Origin of the sequence: Pseudomonas sp. VE 267-6A (assembly GCF_024126555.1) — a bacterium.
GTDB classification, from domain to species: Bacteria; Pseudomonadota; Gammaproteobacteria; order Pseudomonadales; family Pseudomonadaceae; genus Aquipseudomonas; species Aquipseudomonas palmensis.
Map to the genome: position 1 here is coordinate 105,735 of NZ_JAMYBY010000014.1, position 14,325 is coordinate 120,059.

At 69.8% G+C, this 14,325-nt stretch carries 16 protein-coding genes; 12 read left to right on the forward strand and 4 right to left on the reverse strand.

Going from position 1 to position 14,325, the window contains the following annotated elements; genetic code table 11:
* Positions 1 to 147: 147 nt before the first annotated feature.
* Positions 148 to 468, reverse strand: coding sequence for a hypothetical protein (locus NJH59_RS17655; RefSeq protein WP_054916095.1), 321 nt, complete (start codon positions 466 to 468; stop codon positions 148 to 150).
* A 138-nt stretch (positions 469 to 606) separates the two neighbouring features.
* Here NJH59_RS17655 and NJH59_RS17660 point away from each other — a divergent pair, with 138 nt between their 5' ends.
* Genes NJH59_RS17660 through NJH59_RS17670 form a run of 3 tightly spaced genes read left to right on the forward strand, consistent with a single transcriptional unit; the run spans position 607 to position 2,738 of the window.
* Positions 607 to 1,236 (forward strand): STN domain-containing protein, encoded by a 630-nt coding sequence (locus tag NJH59_RS17660; RefSeq protein WP_253087092.1) that lies wholly within the window; start codon positions 607 to 609, stop codon positions 1,234 to 1,236.
* A 20-nt stretch (positions 1,237 to 1,256) separates the two neighbouring features.
* Positions 1,257 to 1,787 (forward strand): sigma-70 family RNA polymerase sigma factor, encoded by a 531-nt coding sequence (locus tag NJH59_RS17665; protein WP_043860351.1) that lies wholly within the window; start codon positions 1,257 to 1,259, stop codon positions 1,785 to 1,787.
* Between the two features lie 39 nt (positions 1,788 to 1,826).
* Positions 1,827 to 2,738, forward strand: a complete 912-nt coding sequence (locus tag NJH59_RS17670) for a DUF4880 domain-containing protein (RefSeq protein ID WP_196932333.1) — start codon at positions 1,827 to 1,829, stop codon at positions 2,736 to 2,738.
* On the opposite strand, the gene NJH59_RS17675 is transcribed toward NJH59_RS17670, so the two are convergent.
* Both NJH59_RS17675 and NJH59_RS17680 read right to left on the reverse strand, forming a co-directional pair.
* Entirely contained in the window at positions 2,731 to 3,342 is a 612-nt protein-coding gene (locus tag NJH59_RS17675; protein ID WP_213605799.1) for a prepilin-type N-terminal cleavage/methylation domain-containing protein, read from the reverse strand. The genes NJH59_RS17670 and NJH59_RS17675 overlap by 8 nt on opposite strands.
* Positions 3,339 to 3,782 (reverse strand): GspH/FimT family pseudopilin, encoded by a 444-nt coding sequence (locus NJH59_RS17680; RefSeq protein WP_236177498.1) that lies wholly within the window; start codon positions 3,780 to 3,782, stop codon positions 3,339 to 3,341. Before NJH59_RS17680 ends, NJH59_RS17675 begins: the two co-directional genes overlap by 4 nt.
* Before the next feature lie 118 nt (positions 3,783 to 3,900).
* Here NJH59_RS17680 and NJH59_RS17685 point away from each other — a divergent pair, with 118 nt between their 5' ends.
* Positions 3,901 to 4,332 (forward strand): type II secretion system protein N, encoded by a 432-nt coding sequence (locus NJH59_RS17685; RefSeq protein WP_058541166.1) that lies wholly within the window; start codon positions 3,901 to 3,903, stop codon positions 4,330 to 4,332.
* Here the strand turns inward: NJH59_RS17685 and gspI are convergent.
* Positions 4,319 to 4,702 carry a type II secretion system minor pseudopilin GspI gene (gene gspI / locus NJH59_RS17690; RefSeq protein ID WP_058541165.1) on the reverse strand — a complete coding sequence of 128 codons (384 nt, stop codon included), beginning with the start codon at positions 4,700 to 4,702 and terminating at the stop codon, positions 4,319 to 4,321. The two genes, NJH59_RS17685 and gspI, sit on opposite strands and share 14 nt — an antisense overlap.
* A 139-nt stretch (positions 4,703 to 4,841) precedes the next feature.
* Here gspI and gspG point away from each other — a divergent pair, with 139 nt between their 5' ends.
* From gspG to NJH59_RS17730, 8 genes are all read left to right on the forward strand, one after another.
* On the forward strand, positions 4,842 to 5,285 hold the full coding sequence (gene gspG / locus NJH59_RS17695) for a type II secretion system major pseudopilin GspG (protein ID WP_054916090.1): 444 nt from the start codon (positions 4,842 to 4,844) through the stop codon (positions 5,283 to 5,285).
* 8 nt (positions 5,286 to 5,293) lie between these two features.
* Positions 5,294 to 6,253, forward strand: a complete 960-nt coding sequence (gspK, locus tag NJH59_RS17700; protein WP_240619902.1) for a type II secretion system minor pseudopilin GspK — start codon at positions 5,294 to 5,296, stop codon at positions 6,251 to 6,253.
* On the forward strand, positions 6,250 to 7,197 hold the full coding sequence (gene gspL, locus NJH59_RS17705; protein WP_104573031.1) for a type II secretion system protein GspL: 948 nt from the start codon (positions 6,250 to 6,252) through the stop codon (positions 7,195 to 7,197). Before gspK ends, gspL begins: the two co-directional genes overlap by 4 nt.
* Complete coding sequence (gene gspM, locus NJH59_RS17710; protein WP_104573128.1) at positions 7,187 to 7,705, forward strand: type II secretion system protein GspM; 519 nt, start codon at positions 7,187 to 7,189, stop codon at positions 7,703 to 7,705. Before gspL ends, gspM begins: the two co-directional genes overlap by 11 nt.
* Positions 7,702 to 10,053 (forward strand): type II secretion system secretin GspD, encoded by a 2,352-nt coding sequence (gspD, locus tag NJH59_RS17715; protein WP_253087093.1) that lies wholly within the window; start codon positions 7,702 to 7,704, stop codon positions 10,051 to 10,053. Before gspM ends, gspD begins: the two co-directional genes overlap by 4 nt.
* A complete protein-coding gene (gspE, locus tag NJH59_RS17720; protein ID WP_058541159.1) occupies positions 10,050 to 11,468 on the forward strand; it encodes a type II secretion system ATPase GspE in 1,419 nt (472 codons plus the stop codon). Before gspD ends, gspE begins: the two co-directional genes overlap by 4 nt.
* Positions 11,468 to 12,673, forward strand: coding sequence for a type II secretion system inner membrane protein GspF (gene gspF, locus NJH59_RS17725; protein ID WP_054916085.1), 1,206 nt, complete (start codon positions 11,468 to 11,470; stop codon positions 12,671 to 12,673). The genes gspE and gspF overlap by 1 nt, the downstream gene beginning before the upstream one ends.
* 349 nt (positions 12,674 to 13,022) lie before the next feature.
* On the forward strand, positions 13,023 to 14,165 hold the full coding sequence (locus NJH59_RS17730; RefSeq protein ID WP_253087094.1) for a substrate-binding domain-containing protein: 1,143 nt from the start codon (positions 13,023 to 13,025) through the stop codon (positions 14,163 to 14,165).
* Positions 14,166 to 14,325: the final 160 nt, after the last annotated feature.

Below are 14,325 nucleotides of genomic sequence, written 5' to 3' on the forward strand. Positions count from 1 at the left end.
TTGAAATTCATTCGGGCTGGAAGGTGCCTGTCTTGAATCCACCGGTGCTCCCAAAACCGAGCGCCGCCCGCGCGGCGCTTCGCCGGCAACGCCGGCTCCTACATTGGTTGCAACGAACCATGGCCTGCAGGAATGCAACTGCGCCGATCACGGCCCCGGCCGCTGCGGCCGAACCGACACCCCGAACGCATTGCCCATGCGCTGCCCCGTGGCCGACTGGTTGAACAACCCCAGCTGGTTCGGCGCGCGCCGGCTCACATCCACCTCCATCGCCTTGCGGTTGGCCTGCGCCGCGCGCTGCCCATTGCCGTTCTGCAACTGGCGCGTCAGGCAGTCGTACGCCAGCGCCCGCGCCTGGCCCACCTGCACGTCGATGCAACCCTCGTCCTGACCCGCCTGCACCACGCCACTCGACAGGCCACTCAGCAGACCGGCAACCAGCCACAACCCCGCGATTCGACAGCCCATGTCCATGCCCTCCCTGAAGCGGTTTCCCCCAGTCTAGCCCCAGGCGACTTCCCACATCGTTAAGGTTTTTTGCCTACCGCTGTCACATCAGATTCATACACAGGCCCCACGATGGCGACTTTCGGGGGAGACACCGGTTTGCGCCACTGCCTTGCCAGAATCGCCGTGCTGCTGTTGGCCGTGCTGGCGATGCCGGTGCACGGCGCAGGCCCGATCCGTTTCGACATACCGGCCCAGCCACTGGACGAGGCGCTGCACGCCTTCGGCCAGCAGAGCGGCATGGCGGTGCTGGTGGACCGGGAGCTGACCGCACGCCAGCGCTCGATGCCGCTGAGCGGCGCGTTCAGCGCCCGCGACGGCCTGCGCAGGCTGCTCGAAGGCACCGGGCTGATGGCCCGCTACAGCGGCGCCGAGGCCTTCACCGTGCAGCGCGTGGCACTGCCGGCAGCCGCGCCTAACCCGCGTGCCCCAGGCGGGGGCGGCGCGGCCGGCAATTATGCGCGCACGCTGCAACGCGCCGTGGAACAGGCGCTGTGTGCCAGCGCGCTGGCACGCCCAGGCCATTACCGGGCCGCCGTGCAGGTATGGATCGACGCCCGCGGGGTGCTGGCCCAGAGCCGCCTGCTGGCCTCCACCGGCGATCACCGGCGTGACAGCGCGCTGGTCGAAAGCCTGCGCGCCCTGCGCCTGGAGCGGCCACCGCCCTCGGCGCTGGCGCAACCGGTGACGCTGCTGCTGTTGCCCGATACACGCATGGACTGCCCTTAATCGCATGGAGGCTAGGCAGTATGAATACACCTCTGGTCACGTTGTTCCTGACCTCTTACGACGAGTTCAAGGTGCGCCTCAAACGCCGCCTGGGTTCGGACGACCTGGCCTGCGACGTGCTCCAGGAAACCTACCTGCGGGTCGACCGCATGCAGGCCACCCACGCGCTGCACAAGCCCAACGCCTACCTCTACCGCATGGCCCTGAACATCGCCGCCGACCGGCGCCAGGCCGACGCCCGGCTGCTCACCGGCGCCGAGGTCGAAGACCTGCTGCAGGTGGCCGAAGACCAGGACCCGGCGCGCATTGTCGGCGGCCAGCAGGAAATCCAGTGCCTGCTCGGCGCACTCTACGAACTGCCGGCACGGCGCCGGCGTATCTTCATTGCCGCGCGCCTGGAGGAAGCCTCGCACCTGGAAATCGCCCAGCGCTTCGGCATCTCCACGCGCATGGTCGAGAAGGAGCTCAAGGCCGCACTGGGTTACTGCGCCACGCGGCTGGAAAGAAAAGTGTTCCAGCGGTTCGGTCCCGGTGCGGGAAAACCGTCTTGAACAATACACAGCGCCATTTTGATGCAGGCCCCTCAGACCATGACACCCCAGACTTCGGCTGAACCCAGCCTGCACAGCCAGGCCCAGGACTGGTTGCTGCTGCTTACCTCAGGGCGCGCCACCGTCGCCGACGCACGCGCCCTGCGCCAGTGGTGCGCACAGAGCCCGGCGCACGCCCAGGCCTTCGAGCAGGCCCGCCAGCTGTGGCAGCAGTTGGAGCCGGCGGCGCGCCAGGCCGAGCGCGTGGTGCCCCTGCGTACCCTGGGGCGCCGTGCGTTCCTGGGCGGCGCGCTGGCGGCCTCGGCAGCCTTCGTGCTGCTGCGCAGCAACCTGGTGGACGGGCTCGGCACGCCAGCGGCAGACTTTCACACCGGCGTCGGCGAGCAGCGGCGCATCGACCTGACCCAGGGCATCGCGCTGGAGCTCAACACCCAGACCCGCATCAACCGCAGCGGCGAAGCGATCGCCCTGCTCGAAGGCGAGGTCGAGGTGCTGGCCCAGGCCCCGGTGCAGGTGCAGGCCGGGCAGGCCTGGGTGTCGGCCCAGGCCGGGCGCTTCAATGTGCGCCACACCGATTCGGCCGTGTGCGTCACCTGCCTGCAGGGCCAGGTGCAGATTCTCTGGCAGGGCCGCAGCTTGCCCGTGCCCGCCGGCCAGCAGCTGCGTTACGACGCCCGCAGCGCCGGCAGCGCGCAGCCGTTCGATGCCGAACAGGTAATGGCCTGGCGCGAGCAGCGGCTGGTGTTCCATGACGCGCCGCTGAGCCAGGTGATCGACGAAATCAACCGCTACCGCCCCGGCATGCTGGTGCTGCTCAACCCCAGCCTGGGGCGACGCAAGGTGCAGGCGCGCTTCAGCCTGGCGCAGCTGCCAGGGGTGGCGCAGCTGATCCGCGACGCCTACGGCGCACGCTGCACCGAACTGCCCGGTGGCGTGGTGCTGCTCAGTTGAGCGGCCCCAGTACCTGGCGGTAACGCTGCGGGCCCTGCGCGCTCTGGCGCAGCAGTTCGATCTCGAGCCCCGGCGGATCGTCCCGGGCCTCGCCGGTCAGGTGCCGCCAGCCCTTGCCCGGCTCCCACACCCGCAGGTTGAATTCAGCCACATCCTCCAGTACCGCCACCCGGCCGGCAGGCGCCGGTAGCGGGAAGCGGTCGCGTGCCGGCGCCGCGGCGCGGTACAGCGTGCCACCCTGCAACCACCAGCGCACGCGTATCAGGCCGTCGTCGGCGGCGCTGCTGCGAATCAGCTCCAGGCGCGCCGGGCGCCCGTCGCTGGCCTGCACCCGCACCGCAGGCAGCGGTTTTTCGCTGGGCGGGTCCATGCCCGCCAGCACCGGCTCGGCCAGTTCGCTGCTGGCACGCAGGGCCAGGTCGCGCTCCAGCTGGTTGAACACCCGCAACAGGGCGCGGGCCTGTTCGGTGCTGTCCTTGACGTGGCGGTCGGCGCGGCTGACGCTGTCCAGCCCGCGCCAGGCCACCAGGCTGACGATGGCCATCAACAGGATCGCCACCATCACCTCGATCAGGGTGAACCCGCCTTGCGGGTGGCGCCTCATGGCTGGTGCACCTCGACACGGCCGGCGGCATCGCGGCGCACTTCGATCTGCTGCTGGCCGCTGACCAGGCGCAGGGTCAGCGGCTCGCCGATCCATTCCGGGTCGATGCGCACGGCCCGCTGCGGGGTGCGCTGCACCGTCACCGGCGCGGCCTGCCAGGGGCGCGGGCGCAGCAGCGGGTCGCCGTCCAGCGCCGCGCCGGCCCGCACAAAACGGTAGCCGTCGCGGTCGGCCTGCCAGACCAGGGCGCGGCCATCGGCCTGCACCTCGCTCTGGGCCACCAGCAGCAATTGCGCCAGGCGCTCGGCGTCTTCGCGCAGCGCCCTGGCCGGGTCGGGGCGGATGTTCAGGCTGATGGCGGCGCTGGCGATGCCGACGATCACCAGCACCACCATCAGTTCGATCAGGGTAAAGCCCTGTTGTGGATGGCTGCGTTGCATGGGGCGATGCCTCCTTGGCTGGTGACAGCGTGCACGGCGAAGATGATCGTCGTGTGAAACAAAAGCGTGAGAATCGGCGCGTATGCTCGGGCCAGGAACCACACGGAGACCGTTCCCCATGGCACTAGCATTCAAACCCGTGGCTGCCCCGCAACTGGTCCAGGGCGCGGCGCTGCTCGCGGCGCTGGCCGGGCTCGCGACCTGGGGCACGTTGCTCTGGGCGCCCCCCCCCCAACCGGTGCCGGCTGCCATGGAGCAGACCCTATCGGCACCCCCGGCCGCCGCCGGGCAGTGGTTCGCCAACCTGCCGGCGCAGGTCGACATCAGCCTCAGCGGGCTGCTGGCCGGCAGTGCCGGTGCGGTGGCCATCGTCTCGCTCAACGGCGGCGCGCCACAGGCCGTGCGGGTGGGCGAGCAACTGGCGCAGGGGGTGCAACTGGTGGCCATAGAAGCCGATGCGCTGGTGATCGAGCGCGCCGGGGAGCGCAGCCGCATCGGCATCGCCCGACTGCCCGAAGGCCCTGCGCTGCCGCGCCTCATTCGGCCCTAGGCGCCTGGCCCAGCCAGCTCTCCAGGCGCGCCAGCGGCGGGCCTTCACGGTCACGCTCGAACACCTCCAGGCGCACCTGCAGCAGCCCACCGGGGCGGCTGTCGACCTGCTGCTCGCAGCGCAGGCGCAGGCGCCCCTGGTCGCACTCCAAGCGGCGCAGGCCCGGGGTTGCCTGGCCTTCCAGGCGCAGTTCGGCAAGGCGCGCCTGGGCCGAGAGCAGGGCCAGCGACTTGTCGCGCAGCAGGCCATTGCCCTGGGTCATCAGCCCGGCCGCGCGCACTGCAGCGGCCATCGCCACGGCCACGATGGCCAGCGCCACCAGCACTTCGATCAGGGTAAAACCGGCCTGTTGCGGGCGGCGTCTGCGCATGGGCATCTCGGTGTGGGCAAAGCTGCATCCTAGGGGGTCTGTCTGACCGATTGGCGACCGGAACTCCCGAGGATTTTCAATACCACTGACATATGCCCTTGCCACAATCGGCCCCCGAATCCCGCCAAGGAATGCCGAGATGTCGCTTACCTGCCCACGCCGTTCTGCCCCCCGTCGCCAACGCGGTTTCACCCTGATCGAGATCATGGTGGTGGTGGTCATCCTCGGGATCCTGGCAGCGATGGTGGTGCCCAAGGTGCTCGACCGCCCCGACCAGGCGCGTGCCACCGCCGCCCGCCAGGACATCGCCGGGCTGATGCAGGCGCTCAAGCTCTACCGCCTGGACAACGGCAGCTACCCCAGCGCCGCCCAGGGCCTCAAGGTACTGGTGGAAAAACCCGCCTCGGCCAAGCCCGGCACCTGGCGCGCCTACCTGGAGCGCCTGCCCAACGACCCCTGGGGCCGTCCCTACCACTACCTCAACCCCGGTGCCAACGGCGAGATCGACGTGTTCTCGCTGGGCGCCGATGGCGAGCCTGACGGCGACGGCGTGAACGCCGATATCGGCTCCTGGCAGCTGTAGGCGCCGTGATGAGACCGTCCGCGCAGCAACGCGGAATGGCGATCATCAGTGCCTTGCTGATAGCCGCCGTGGTGGCGGTGATCGCAGCGGGCATGATCAGCCGCCAGAGCGTATTCACCCGTGAGCTGGAAAGCCTGCAGCAGCGTGCCCAGGGGCAGGGCGTGCTGCAGGCGGGCCTGGCCTGGAGCCGTGAGGTACTGGCCGAGCAGCGCCGCGTCGACCCGCTGGTACGCCTCGACCAGGGCTGGGCGCGCCCCATCGCCGGCCTGCCGGTGGGCGAGCACGGCGCGGTGTTTCAGGGCCGGCTGGAAGACGAGCAGGGCAAGTTCAACCTGCGCAACCTGGTGGTCGAAGAGCAACCCGACGCGCAGGCCCTGGCCACCTTCGAGCGCCTGTGTGCACTGATCGGCCTGGCCGCGCCGGTGGCGCAGGCGATCGCGGCGCGGGTGATCGACGGCTACCCGCGCCGGCAGGCGCCCGTGGCCGAGGCGGTGCACGGCTTCGACAGTGGCCGCGCAACCTCGCCGGGTGCCGCCTCGCGCCCGGTGCCGGCACGCCGGCCGATGCTGCGCAGCCTCGACCAGCTGGCCGTGCCGGGGCTGGATGCCGAAGGGCTGGCGCGCCTGCGCCGAGTGGCCACGGTGCTGCCGGCCAACACCTGGATCAATGGCAACACCGCGTCGGCCGAGGTGCTGGCGGCGCAGGTGCCGGGCTTGAGCGTAGACAAGGCGCGCCAGCTGATCGCCGAGCGCGACGGCGGGCGCTGGTTCGTCAACCGCGGGGATTTCGTCAACCGCCTGCAGATGCCCCACGTGGTGCTCGAAAGCGTGCCGGTGGGCATTACCAGCGACTGGTTCCGCCTGCACGGCGTGGCCCGCAGCGGCTCGCGCGAGGTGCGCCTGGAGGCGCTGCTGCTGCGCGGGCAGGCGCCCCTGGCACAGGTTGTCTGGGCACGGGTGGGCGCATGAAGGCACAACTGCACATGGCATTGCCGCGGCTGGCGGCGCTTGAGGACGGGGCGCGGGTCGGCTATCGGCAACTGGACCGCCAGGGCCGGACCGAGGCCGAGGGCGAGGCGGCGCAGGCGCAGCTCAAGAGCCTGGCGCGGGGCCGCGAGGTGCTGGCGTGGCTGCACCCGGACGACAGCCTGTGCACCGAGCTGGTACTGCCGCCGTTGCCGGCGGCGCGCCTGGGGGCGGCGGTGCAGTGCGCGGCGCAGGGCCTGATACTGGGCGATGTGCGCGCCGTGCATATCGCCCACGGGCCACGGGCAGCGGACGGGAAGGTGGCGGTGGCATGGCTGGGGCAGGCGGCATTGCAGGGCCTGGCGCAGTGGCTGTCGAATGCCGGCCTCAAACCCCGGGGCCTGTACCCGACCCCGGCAAGGGCCGGCGCATGCCCGGTGGCGAGCCTGCACAGCGGCCTGCGCGCCCCTGGCGCCGCACAGCACGGCTGGCCACGGGCACTCGCCCTGTGCGCCAGCGCCGCCATGATCTGGACCCTGGGCCTGAACCTCTACGCCGCGCGGCTGGCCGACACCGGCCAGCAACTGCGCCAGCACATGCACCAGCAGGTACGCGCTGCCTACCCGCAGTTGCAGGTGATCCTCAACCCGCTGCAACAGGTACGCCAGCAGCTCGCCGCCGGCGACAATGGCGCGGTCGCACCCTTCAACCACCTGCTGCAGGCCGCCGGCAGCGCCATGCCGTTTCTGGCCGGCGCAGTCGAGCAACTGACCTACCACGACGGCGTGCTCGACCTGCAGCCACTGCCCGGCGCCGCACGGCCCCCGGCCGACAACGCCTGGCAAACCCGGCTGGCGGCACAGGGCATCGAGGCCAGCAGCAGCGACCACGGCTGGACCCTGCGCCCGGCGACCGCCACGGGCGAGGAGGTGGCCAATGTTGAGTAAGGCACGGCACCCCCTGCGCCGCCTGCGCCCCTGGTGGCACGGCCTGAGTGCGCGCGAGCGCCGCGCCGTGGCCCTGACCGCACTGCTGCTGGGCACCACGCTGTGGTGGCTGGTGCTGGTGCAGCCGGCACTGGCGCGCATCGCCCACTGGGAGGCCGAAACGCCCAGGCTGCGCAGCCAGGCGCAGACCCTCGACGGCCTGCTTGCCCACGCCCCCTCACTGCCGGGCGCCGCGCAACAGGCGCCGGCCCTGCGCCAGAGCCTGGAGCACGCCGGGCTCAGCGGCCATTACCAGCTTCAGGCGGTGGAGGGCGGCTGGCAGCTCGATCTTGCCCAGGCCCCCGCCGAGGCCGCCACCGCCTGGCTGCTGCAGGCCCCCGCACAACTGGGCCTGACGGTGGTGCACAGCCGCCTGCAACGCGACCCGCTGGCCGACCCCTCGGCCACGGCGTCGTTCTCCGGAATCGTTCGCTTGGACCAGGCGCAAGGCGCTAAGGAATCGTCATGATGTGCACCCAACTGCCGCGCCGACTGGCCGGTCTGGCTCCCCTGGTACTGGCACTGGCCCTGGCCGGTTGCAGCCAGCAGCCTGCGCAGCCACTGGCCAGCAGCGAGCTGGGCCGACCGCTGGCCAACGTGCAGCCCGGGCCGACCAGCCTGGAACGCCACGGCCTGCAGGCGCGGGTCGAGCCACAGCGCCCGACCCCGCGTGCCCCCGCCCACCGCGCCAGGCCCCACAGCGATGGCAGCGCCAGTGCCGCACCGGGCAACCCGCTGGGCGACCAGCCGGTGCAGCTGAACTTCGTCGACGCCGACATCCAGGCCGTGGTGCGCGCCCTGTCGCGGGCCACCGGGCGCCAGTTTCTGGTCGACCCGCGGGTCAAGGGCCAGCTGACCCTGGTGTCCGAAGGCGAGGTGCCGGCCACACGTGCCTACGCCATGCTGCTGGCGGCCCTGCGCATGCAGGGCTTCAGCGTGGTCGACGTGGGTGGCGTCAGCCAGGTGGTGCCCGAGGCCGACGCCAAGCTGCTGGGCGGGCCGATCAACAGCAAGGATGCCGGCACCGGCATGCTCACCCGCACCTTCCGCCTGCAGTACGAGAACGCGGTCAACGTGATCCCGGTGCTGCGCCCCATCGTGTCGCCCAACAACCCGATCAACGCCTACCCCGGCAACAACACCGTGGTAGTCACCGACTATGCCGAGAACCTCGAGCGTGTGGCCCGGCTGCTCGACAGCATCGACATCCCCAGCGCCATCGACACCGACGTGGTGGCGATCCAGAACGGCATCGCCAGCGACATCGCGGCCATGGTCTCGGAGCTGCTCGAAACCCAGGGCAACGACCCCACCCAGAAGATCAGCGTGATCGGCGACCCGCGCTCCAACAGCGTGGTGATCCGCGCCGGCAGCCCCGAGCGCACGCAACTGGCCCGCGACCTGATCTACAAGCTCGACAACGCACAGAACAACCCCAGCAACCTGCACGTGGTGTACCTGCGCAACGCCCAGGCCGGCAAGCTGGCCCAGGCCCTGCGCGGGCTGCTCACCGGCGAGAGCGACAGCAGCAGCGGTGACGACGCCCGCGCCAGGCTCAGTGGCGGTGGCCTGCTGGCAGGCAAGCAGAACGGCAGCGGCGCGGCGGCGAACACCGCGCAGACCACCAGCGCCACCCCGCCAGCCGCCACCTACGGGGCCAGCCTCGGCCAGGCCGGCAACGCCTATGGCAACGGTTCGCAGGGCAGCGAGCAGAACACCGCGTTTTCCGCCGGCGGGGTGACCATCCAGGCCGACGCCACCACCAACACCCTGCTGATTTCGGCACCCGACCCGCTGTACCGCAACCTGCGCGAGGTGATCGACCTGCTCGACCAGCGCCGCGCCCAGGTGGTGATCGAAAGCCTGATCGTCGAGGTCAGCGAAGACGACGCCAACGAATTCGGCATCCAGTGGCAGGCCGGCAACCTGGGCAAGAACGGCGTGTTCGGCGGCGCCAACCTGGGCGGTGCCGGGTTCAATCGCGGTGCCAGGAACAGCATCGACGCGCTGCCCCCCGGCCTGAGCGTGGGCGTGGTGGACGGCACGGTGAACATCCCCGGCATCGGCGAGGTGCTCGACCTCAAGGTGCTGGCCCGCGCCCTGACCAGCAAGGGCGGCAGCAACGTGCTGTCCACGCCCAACCTGCTGACCCTGGACAACGAGGCGGCGAGCATCTTCGTCGGCCAGACCATCCCCTTTGTCAGCGGCCAGTACGTCACCGATGGCGGCGGCACCAGCAACAACCCGTTCCAGACCATCCAGCGCGAAGAGGTGGGGCTCAAGCTCAACGTGCGCCCGCAGATCTCCGAAGGCGGCACGGTCAAGCTCGACATCTACCAGGAGGTCAGCAGCGTCGACGAACGCGCCTCCAGTGCCGCCGGCACGGTCACCAACAAGCGTGCCATCGACACCAGCATCCTGCTCGACGACGGCCAGATCATGGTGCTCGGCGGCCTGCTGCAGGACGGCTACACCCAGGCCAACGACGGCATTCCGTTTCTTTCCAGCCTGCCGGGGGTGGGCGTGCTGTTTCGCAACGAGCGCCGCGCCACCAGCAAGACCAACCTGATGGTGTTCCTGCGCCCCTACATCATTCGCGATGCCGAGGTGGGGCGCAGCATCACCCTCAACCGCTACGATTTCATCCGCCGTGCCCAGGGCGGGCTCAAGCCGGCCCATTCCTGGGCGCTGCCGGACGCGCAGATGCCGCTGCTGCCCAGCGCCGAGCAGGGCGTACCGCGCGCGGGCGCGGCCATCGACACCCCGCGTGCGGCGATCCGCGCCGTGCCGCTGGATGAAGTCGGGGTCGCCCGGTGAGCCGCCTGCCGTACGCCTGGGCCAAGGCCCAGCGCGTGGTGCTGCTGGCCGGCGAGCACGCCGCGCCGCTGCGCCTGTGCCCCTCGACCCCGGCCTGGGCGCTGGGCGAGGTGCGCCGCCAGTTCGGCGAGCAGGCCGCCGAGCAGGTCAGCGAAGACGAGCTCGACCGCCTGCTGACCAGCGCCTACAGCGACAACGGCGGCGCCGCAGCGGCGGTCGGCGCGGCCGAGAACGACGTCGACCTCGACCGCCTGATGCAGGACATGCCCGAGATCACCGACCTGCTCGACACCCAGGACGGCGCGCCGGTGATCCGCATGATCAACGCGCTGCTGACCCAGGCTGCCGGCGACGAGGCCAGCGACATCCACATCGAACCCTTCGAGACCCACTCGGTGGTGCGCTACCGGGTCGACGGCACCCTGCGCGACGTGGTCTCGCCGCGCAAGGCGCTGCACGCGGCGCTGGTGTCGCGGATCAAGATCATGGCGCAGCTGGACATCGCCGAAAAGCGCCTGCCCCAGGACGGGCGCATCGCCCTGCGCGTGGCTGGCCGGCCCATCGATATCCGTGTGTCCACCGTGCCCACCGGGCATGGCGAGCGGGTGGTGATGCGCCTGCTGGACAAGCAGGCCGGGCGTCTGCAACTGGAAACCCTGGGCATGGCCCCGGCGCTGCTGGCCCGCCTGGACGTGCTGATTCGCCAGCCCCACGGCATCGTGCTGGTCACCGGGCCCACCGGCAGCGGCAAGACCACCAGCCTGTACGCGGCGCTGGCGCGGCTCGATGCCAGCGTCAGCAACATCCTCACCGTCGAGGACCCGGTGGAATACGACCTGCCGGGTATCAGCCAGATCCAGGTGAATGCGCGCATCGACATGACCTTTGCCGTGGCCCTGCGCGCGATCCTGCGCCAGGACCCGGACATCATCATGATCGGCGAGATCCGCGACCTGGAGACTGCGCAGATCGCGGTGCAGGCCTCGCTCACCGGGCACCTGGTGCTGGCCACGCTGCACACCAACGACGCGGTGTCGGCGGTCAACCGCCTGCTCGACATGGGCGTGGAACCCTTTCTGCTGGCCTCGGCGCTGCTCGGCGTGCTGGCCCAGCGCCTGGTACGGCGGCTGTGCCCGCACTGCCGTCAGCCCGACCCGAATGCCCCCGGCCAGTTTCGCCCCCATGGCTGCGCCAACTGCAACCACACCGGCTACAGCGGGCGTACCGGGATCCACGAGCTGTTCTGCATCGATGACCCGATTCGCGGCCTGATCCACCAGGGCGCCGACGAACAGGCCCTGCGCGCCGCAGCGCGCCAGGCCGGCATGCTGAGCATGCGCGAGGACGGCCAGCGCTGGGTCGACAGCGGCAGTACCGCCGTGGAAGAAATCCTGCGTGTGACCCGGGACGCCTGATGAGCCGATACCGTTATGAAGCCGCCGATGCCCAGGGGCGCATCAGCCGTGGCCAGCTGGAGGCCGACAGCCCGGCGGCGGTGATCGGGCAATTGCGCGGGCTGGGCCTGAGCGCCTTGCAGGTCGAGCCGGAGCCTGCCGCCAGTGCCGGCGGCGGGTTGTTCGCCAGCAAGCTGTCGGATGCGGACCTGGCCTGGACCACGCGCCAGCTGGCCAGCCTGCTGGCCGCCGGGCTGCCGCTGGAGGGCGCCCTGAGCGCGACCCTGGAGCAGGCCGAACGCAAGCACATTGCCCAGGTGCTGGGCGCGGTGCGCGGCGACGTGCGCAGCGGCATGCGCCTGGCCGACGCACTGGCGGCGCGCCCGCGGGACTTTCCCGAGATCTACCGCGCACTGATCGCGGCGGGGGAGGAGTCCGGCGACCTGGCCCAGGTGATGGAGCGCCTGGCCGACTACATCGAAGACCGCAACACCCTGCGCGGCAAGATCCTCACCGCGTTCATCTACCCCGGCGTGGTCGGGCTGGTGTCGATCGGCATCGTGATCTTTCTGCTCAGCTACGTGGTGCCGCAGGTGGTCAGCGCCTTCACCCAGGCGCGCCAGGACCTGCCGGGGCTGACCCTGGCGATGCTCAACGCCAGCGACTTCATCCGGGCCTGGGGCTGGCTGTGTTTCATCGTGCTGGTGGCCGGGGCATGGGGCTGGCGTGTGTACCTGCGCGGCGCGTCGGCACGCCTGGCCTGGCACAGCCGGGTGCTGCGCCTGCCGTTGCTGGGGCGCTTCGTGCTGGGCCTGAACACCGCACGCTTCGCCTCGACCCTGGCGATTCTGGGCAGTGCCGGGGTGCCGTTGCTGCGGGCCCTGGAGGCGGCGCGCCAGACCCTGGCCAACGACCGCCTCGACCAGTGCGTGAGCGAGGCCACGGCGCGGGTGCGCGAAGGCGTGGGGCTGGCGTCGGCGCTGGCGGTGGAGAAGGTGTTCCCGCCCTTGCTGATCCACCTGATCGCCAGCGGCGAGAAGACCGGCAACCTGCCGCCGATGCTCGACCGCGCGGCGCAGAGCCTGGCCAAGGACATCGAGCGCCGAGCGATGGGCATGACCGCATTGCTGGAGCCGCTGATGATCGTGGTGATGGGTGCGGTGGTGCTGCTGATCGTGATGGCGGTGCTGCTGCCGATCATCGAGATCAACCAGCTGGTGCAGTGAATTGTTTCTTGCGCGGGGTGAACACCCGAGTCGGCCGGGTGGTGAATCCGGGAGGTTGCTGCGGTGTTGCGGCTGACGCCTTCGCCGGCAAGGCCGGCTCCTACAGGATCACACCAACCCCTGTAGGAGCCGGCCTTGCCGGCGAAGGACCGCACTGTGGCCTTGAAAACACCCGAGAAATTACCCGCCAAGCTCCCGATGTTTTTTCCTCTGACTGTCACCGCGCACTGCCAACCTAAGCCTCGTGGATCGGCCAGCAAGCCCTCTGGATCAAGGCGCTGCGCCACGCCACCGTGACATGCAAGCGCGACTCACCTCAACGTACGAACACGACGAAAGGAGCTTCTTCATGTTTAAGCGCACTATGATCGCAGCCTCGCTGGCTATTGCCGCACTGGCTTCGGCTCAATCGATGGCAGCGGTTGTCGGTGGCGGTGCCACCCTGCCACAAGGCCTGTACACCACCCCAGGCGTACTGGGCGCCGGTTTCGACACCTACACCGGTGTTGGCAGCGGTAAAGGCAAGTCGGCTTTCCTGTTCAACCGTGCCGCCGATATCAACAAGCCCGCCGGTGTGACCGTCGATTTCGCAGGCAGCGACTCGATCCTTTCCGATGCGGAAATCAACACCTACAACCTGGACCACAACAGCGCCGGCAACGACGTCGCCAACAAGTGGGGCCCGCTGATCCAGGTGCCGTCGGCAGCCACCTCGGTCACCATCCCGTACAACCTCAAGCTGGCCAACGGCACTGCCGTCAACGACCTGAACCTGACCAGCGCCCAGCTGTGCGGGATCTTCTCGGGTTCGATCAGCAACTGGAACCAGATCGACGCCAGCTACCCGAACAAGGCCATCAAGGTGTTCTACCGCAGCGGCAGCAGCGGCACCTCCGAGATCTTCACCCGTCACCTGAACAGCCAGTGCCCGACCCAGTTCGGCGTCAGCAGCACCTTCACCACCGCTCAGGTCGGTGCAGAGCCTGCCACGTTCCAGGGTGTTGCCCTGAGCGGCGATATCGTGACCTCGGTGTACGGCACCGAAGACGCCATCGGCTATGTAGGCCCTGAAGACGTGGATGCCACCAACAACGCCAAGGTCGCCCGCGTCAACAACCTGCTGCCAACCGTCGGCAACGTGCAGACTGCACTGGCCAACGCCGCGCCACCGGCCACCGCCGCCGCACGCGCGATTCCGCAGAACTGGGCCCCGGTGCTGGCCAACCCGGCCACCGGCTACTCCATCGTTGCCTACACCAACCTGATCTTCGGTCAGTGCTACAAGGACGCCGCAGACGGCACCGCCGTCGTCGCCTTCCTGAACCGTCATTACGGCGCCACCACCAACAACGATGCGGCCATCATCGCGCAGAAGCTGATCCCGTTGAGCTCAGCCTGGAAAAACGCCGTTCGCCTGCAGTTCGCCAACCAGTCCGGCGCACTGGGCGTGAACAACCTCAGCGTGTGCAACACCCAGGGCCGCCCGGCCTAAGCCGCGTCGACGCCTGTCGCTGTACCACGTCGGTAACGGCTCGCGCCGTTACCGGCTTTTGCGTTTCAGAACGCCACCGATCACATGAACTTTGCGTGACAAAGGTTCGGTCTGCCGCCCGTGCAACCGCCTATGTCATAGGTCACCGGCCGCACCGGCG

What these genes read in the sequence shown, in the direction of transcription:
- NJH59_RS17655 (WP_054916095.1), bottom strand. Translation starts at nt 468, where the DNA reads ATGGGCTGTCGAATCGCGGGGTTGTGGCTGGTTGCCGGTCTGCTGAGT.
- NJH59_RS17665 (WP_043860351.1), top strand. Translation starts at nt 1,257, where the DNA reads ATGAATACACCTCTGGTCACGTTGTTCCTGACCTCTTACGACGAGTTC.
- NJH59_RS17670 (WP_196932333.1), top strand. Translation starts at nt 1,827, where the DNA reads ATGACACCCCAGACTTCGGCTGAACCCAGCCTGCACAGCCAGGCCCAG.
- NJH59_RS17675 (WP_213605799.1), bottom strand. Translation starts at nt 3,342, where the DNA reads ATGAGGCGCCACCCGCAAGGCGGGTTCACCCTGATCGAGGTGATGGTG.
- NJH59_RS17680 (WP_236177498.1), bottom strand. Translation starts at nt 3,782, where the DNA reads ATGCAACGCAGCCATCCACAACAGGGCTTTACCCTGATCGAACTGATG.
- NJH59_RS17685 (WP_058541166.1), top strand. Translation starts at nt 3,901, where the DNA reads ATGGCACTAGCATTCAAACCCGTGGCTGCCCCGCAACTGGTCCAGGGC.
- gspI (WP_058541165.1), bottom strand. Translation starts at nt 4,702, where the DNA reads ATGCGCAGACGCCGCCCGCAACAGGCCGGTTTTACCCTGATCGAAGTG.
- gspG (WP_054916090.1), top strand. Translation starts at nt 4,842, where the DNA reads ATGTCGCTTACCTGCCCACGCCGTTCTGCCCCCCGTCGCCAACGCGGT.
- gspK (WP_240619902.1), top strand. Translation starts at nt 5,294, where the DNA reads ATGAGACCGTCCGCGCAGCAACGCGGAATGGCGATCATCAGTGCCTTG.
- gspL (WP_104573031.1), top strand. Translation starts at nt 6,250, where the DNA reads ATGAAGGCACAACTGCACATGGCATTGCCGCGGCTGGCGGCGCTTGAG.
- gspM (WP_104573128.1), top strand. Translation starts at nt 7,187, where the DNA reads ATGTTGAGTAAGGCACGGCACCCCCTGCGCCGCCTGCGCCCCTGGTGG.
- gspD (WP_253087093.1), top strand. Translation starts at nt 7,702, where the DNA reads ATGATGTGCACCCAACTGCCGCGCCGACTGGCCGGTCTGGCTCCCCTG.
- gspF (WP_054916085.1), top strand. Translation starts at nt 11,468, where the DNA reads ATGAGCCGATACCGTTATGAAGCCGCCGATGCCCAGGGGCGCATCAGC.
- NJH59_RS17730 (WP_253087094.1), top strand. Translation starts at nt 13,023, where the DNA reads ATGTTTAAGCGCACTATGATCGCAGCCTCGCTGGCTATTGCCGCACTG.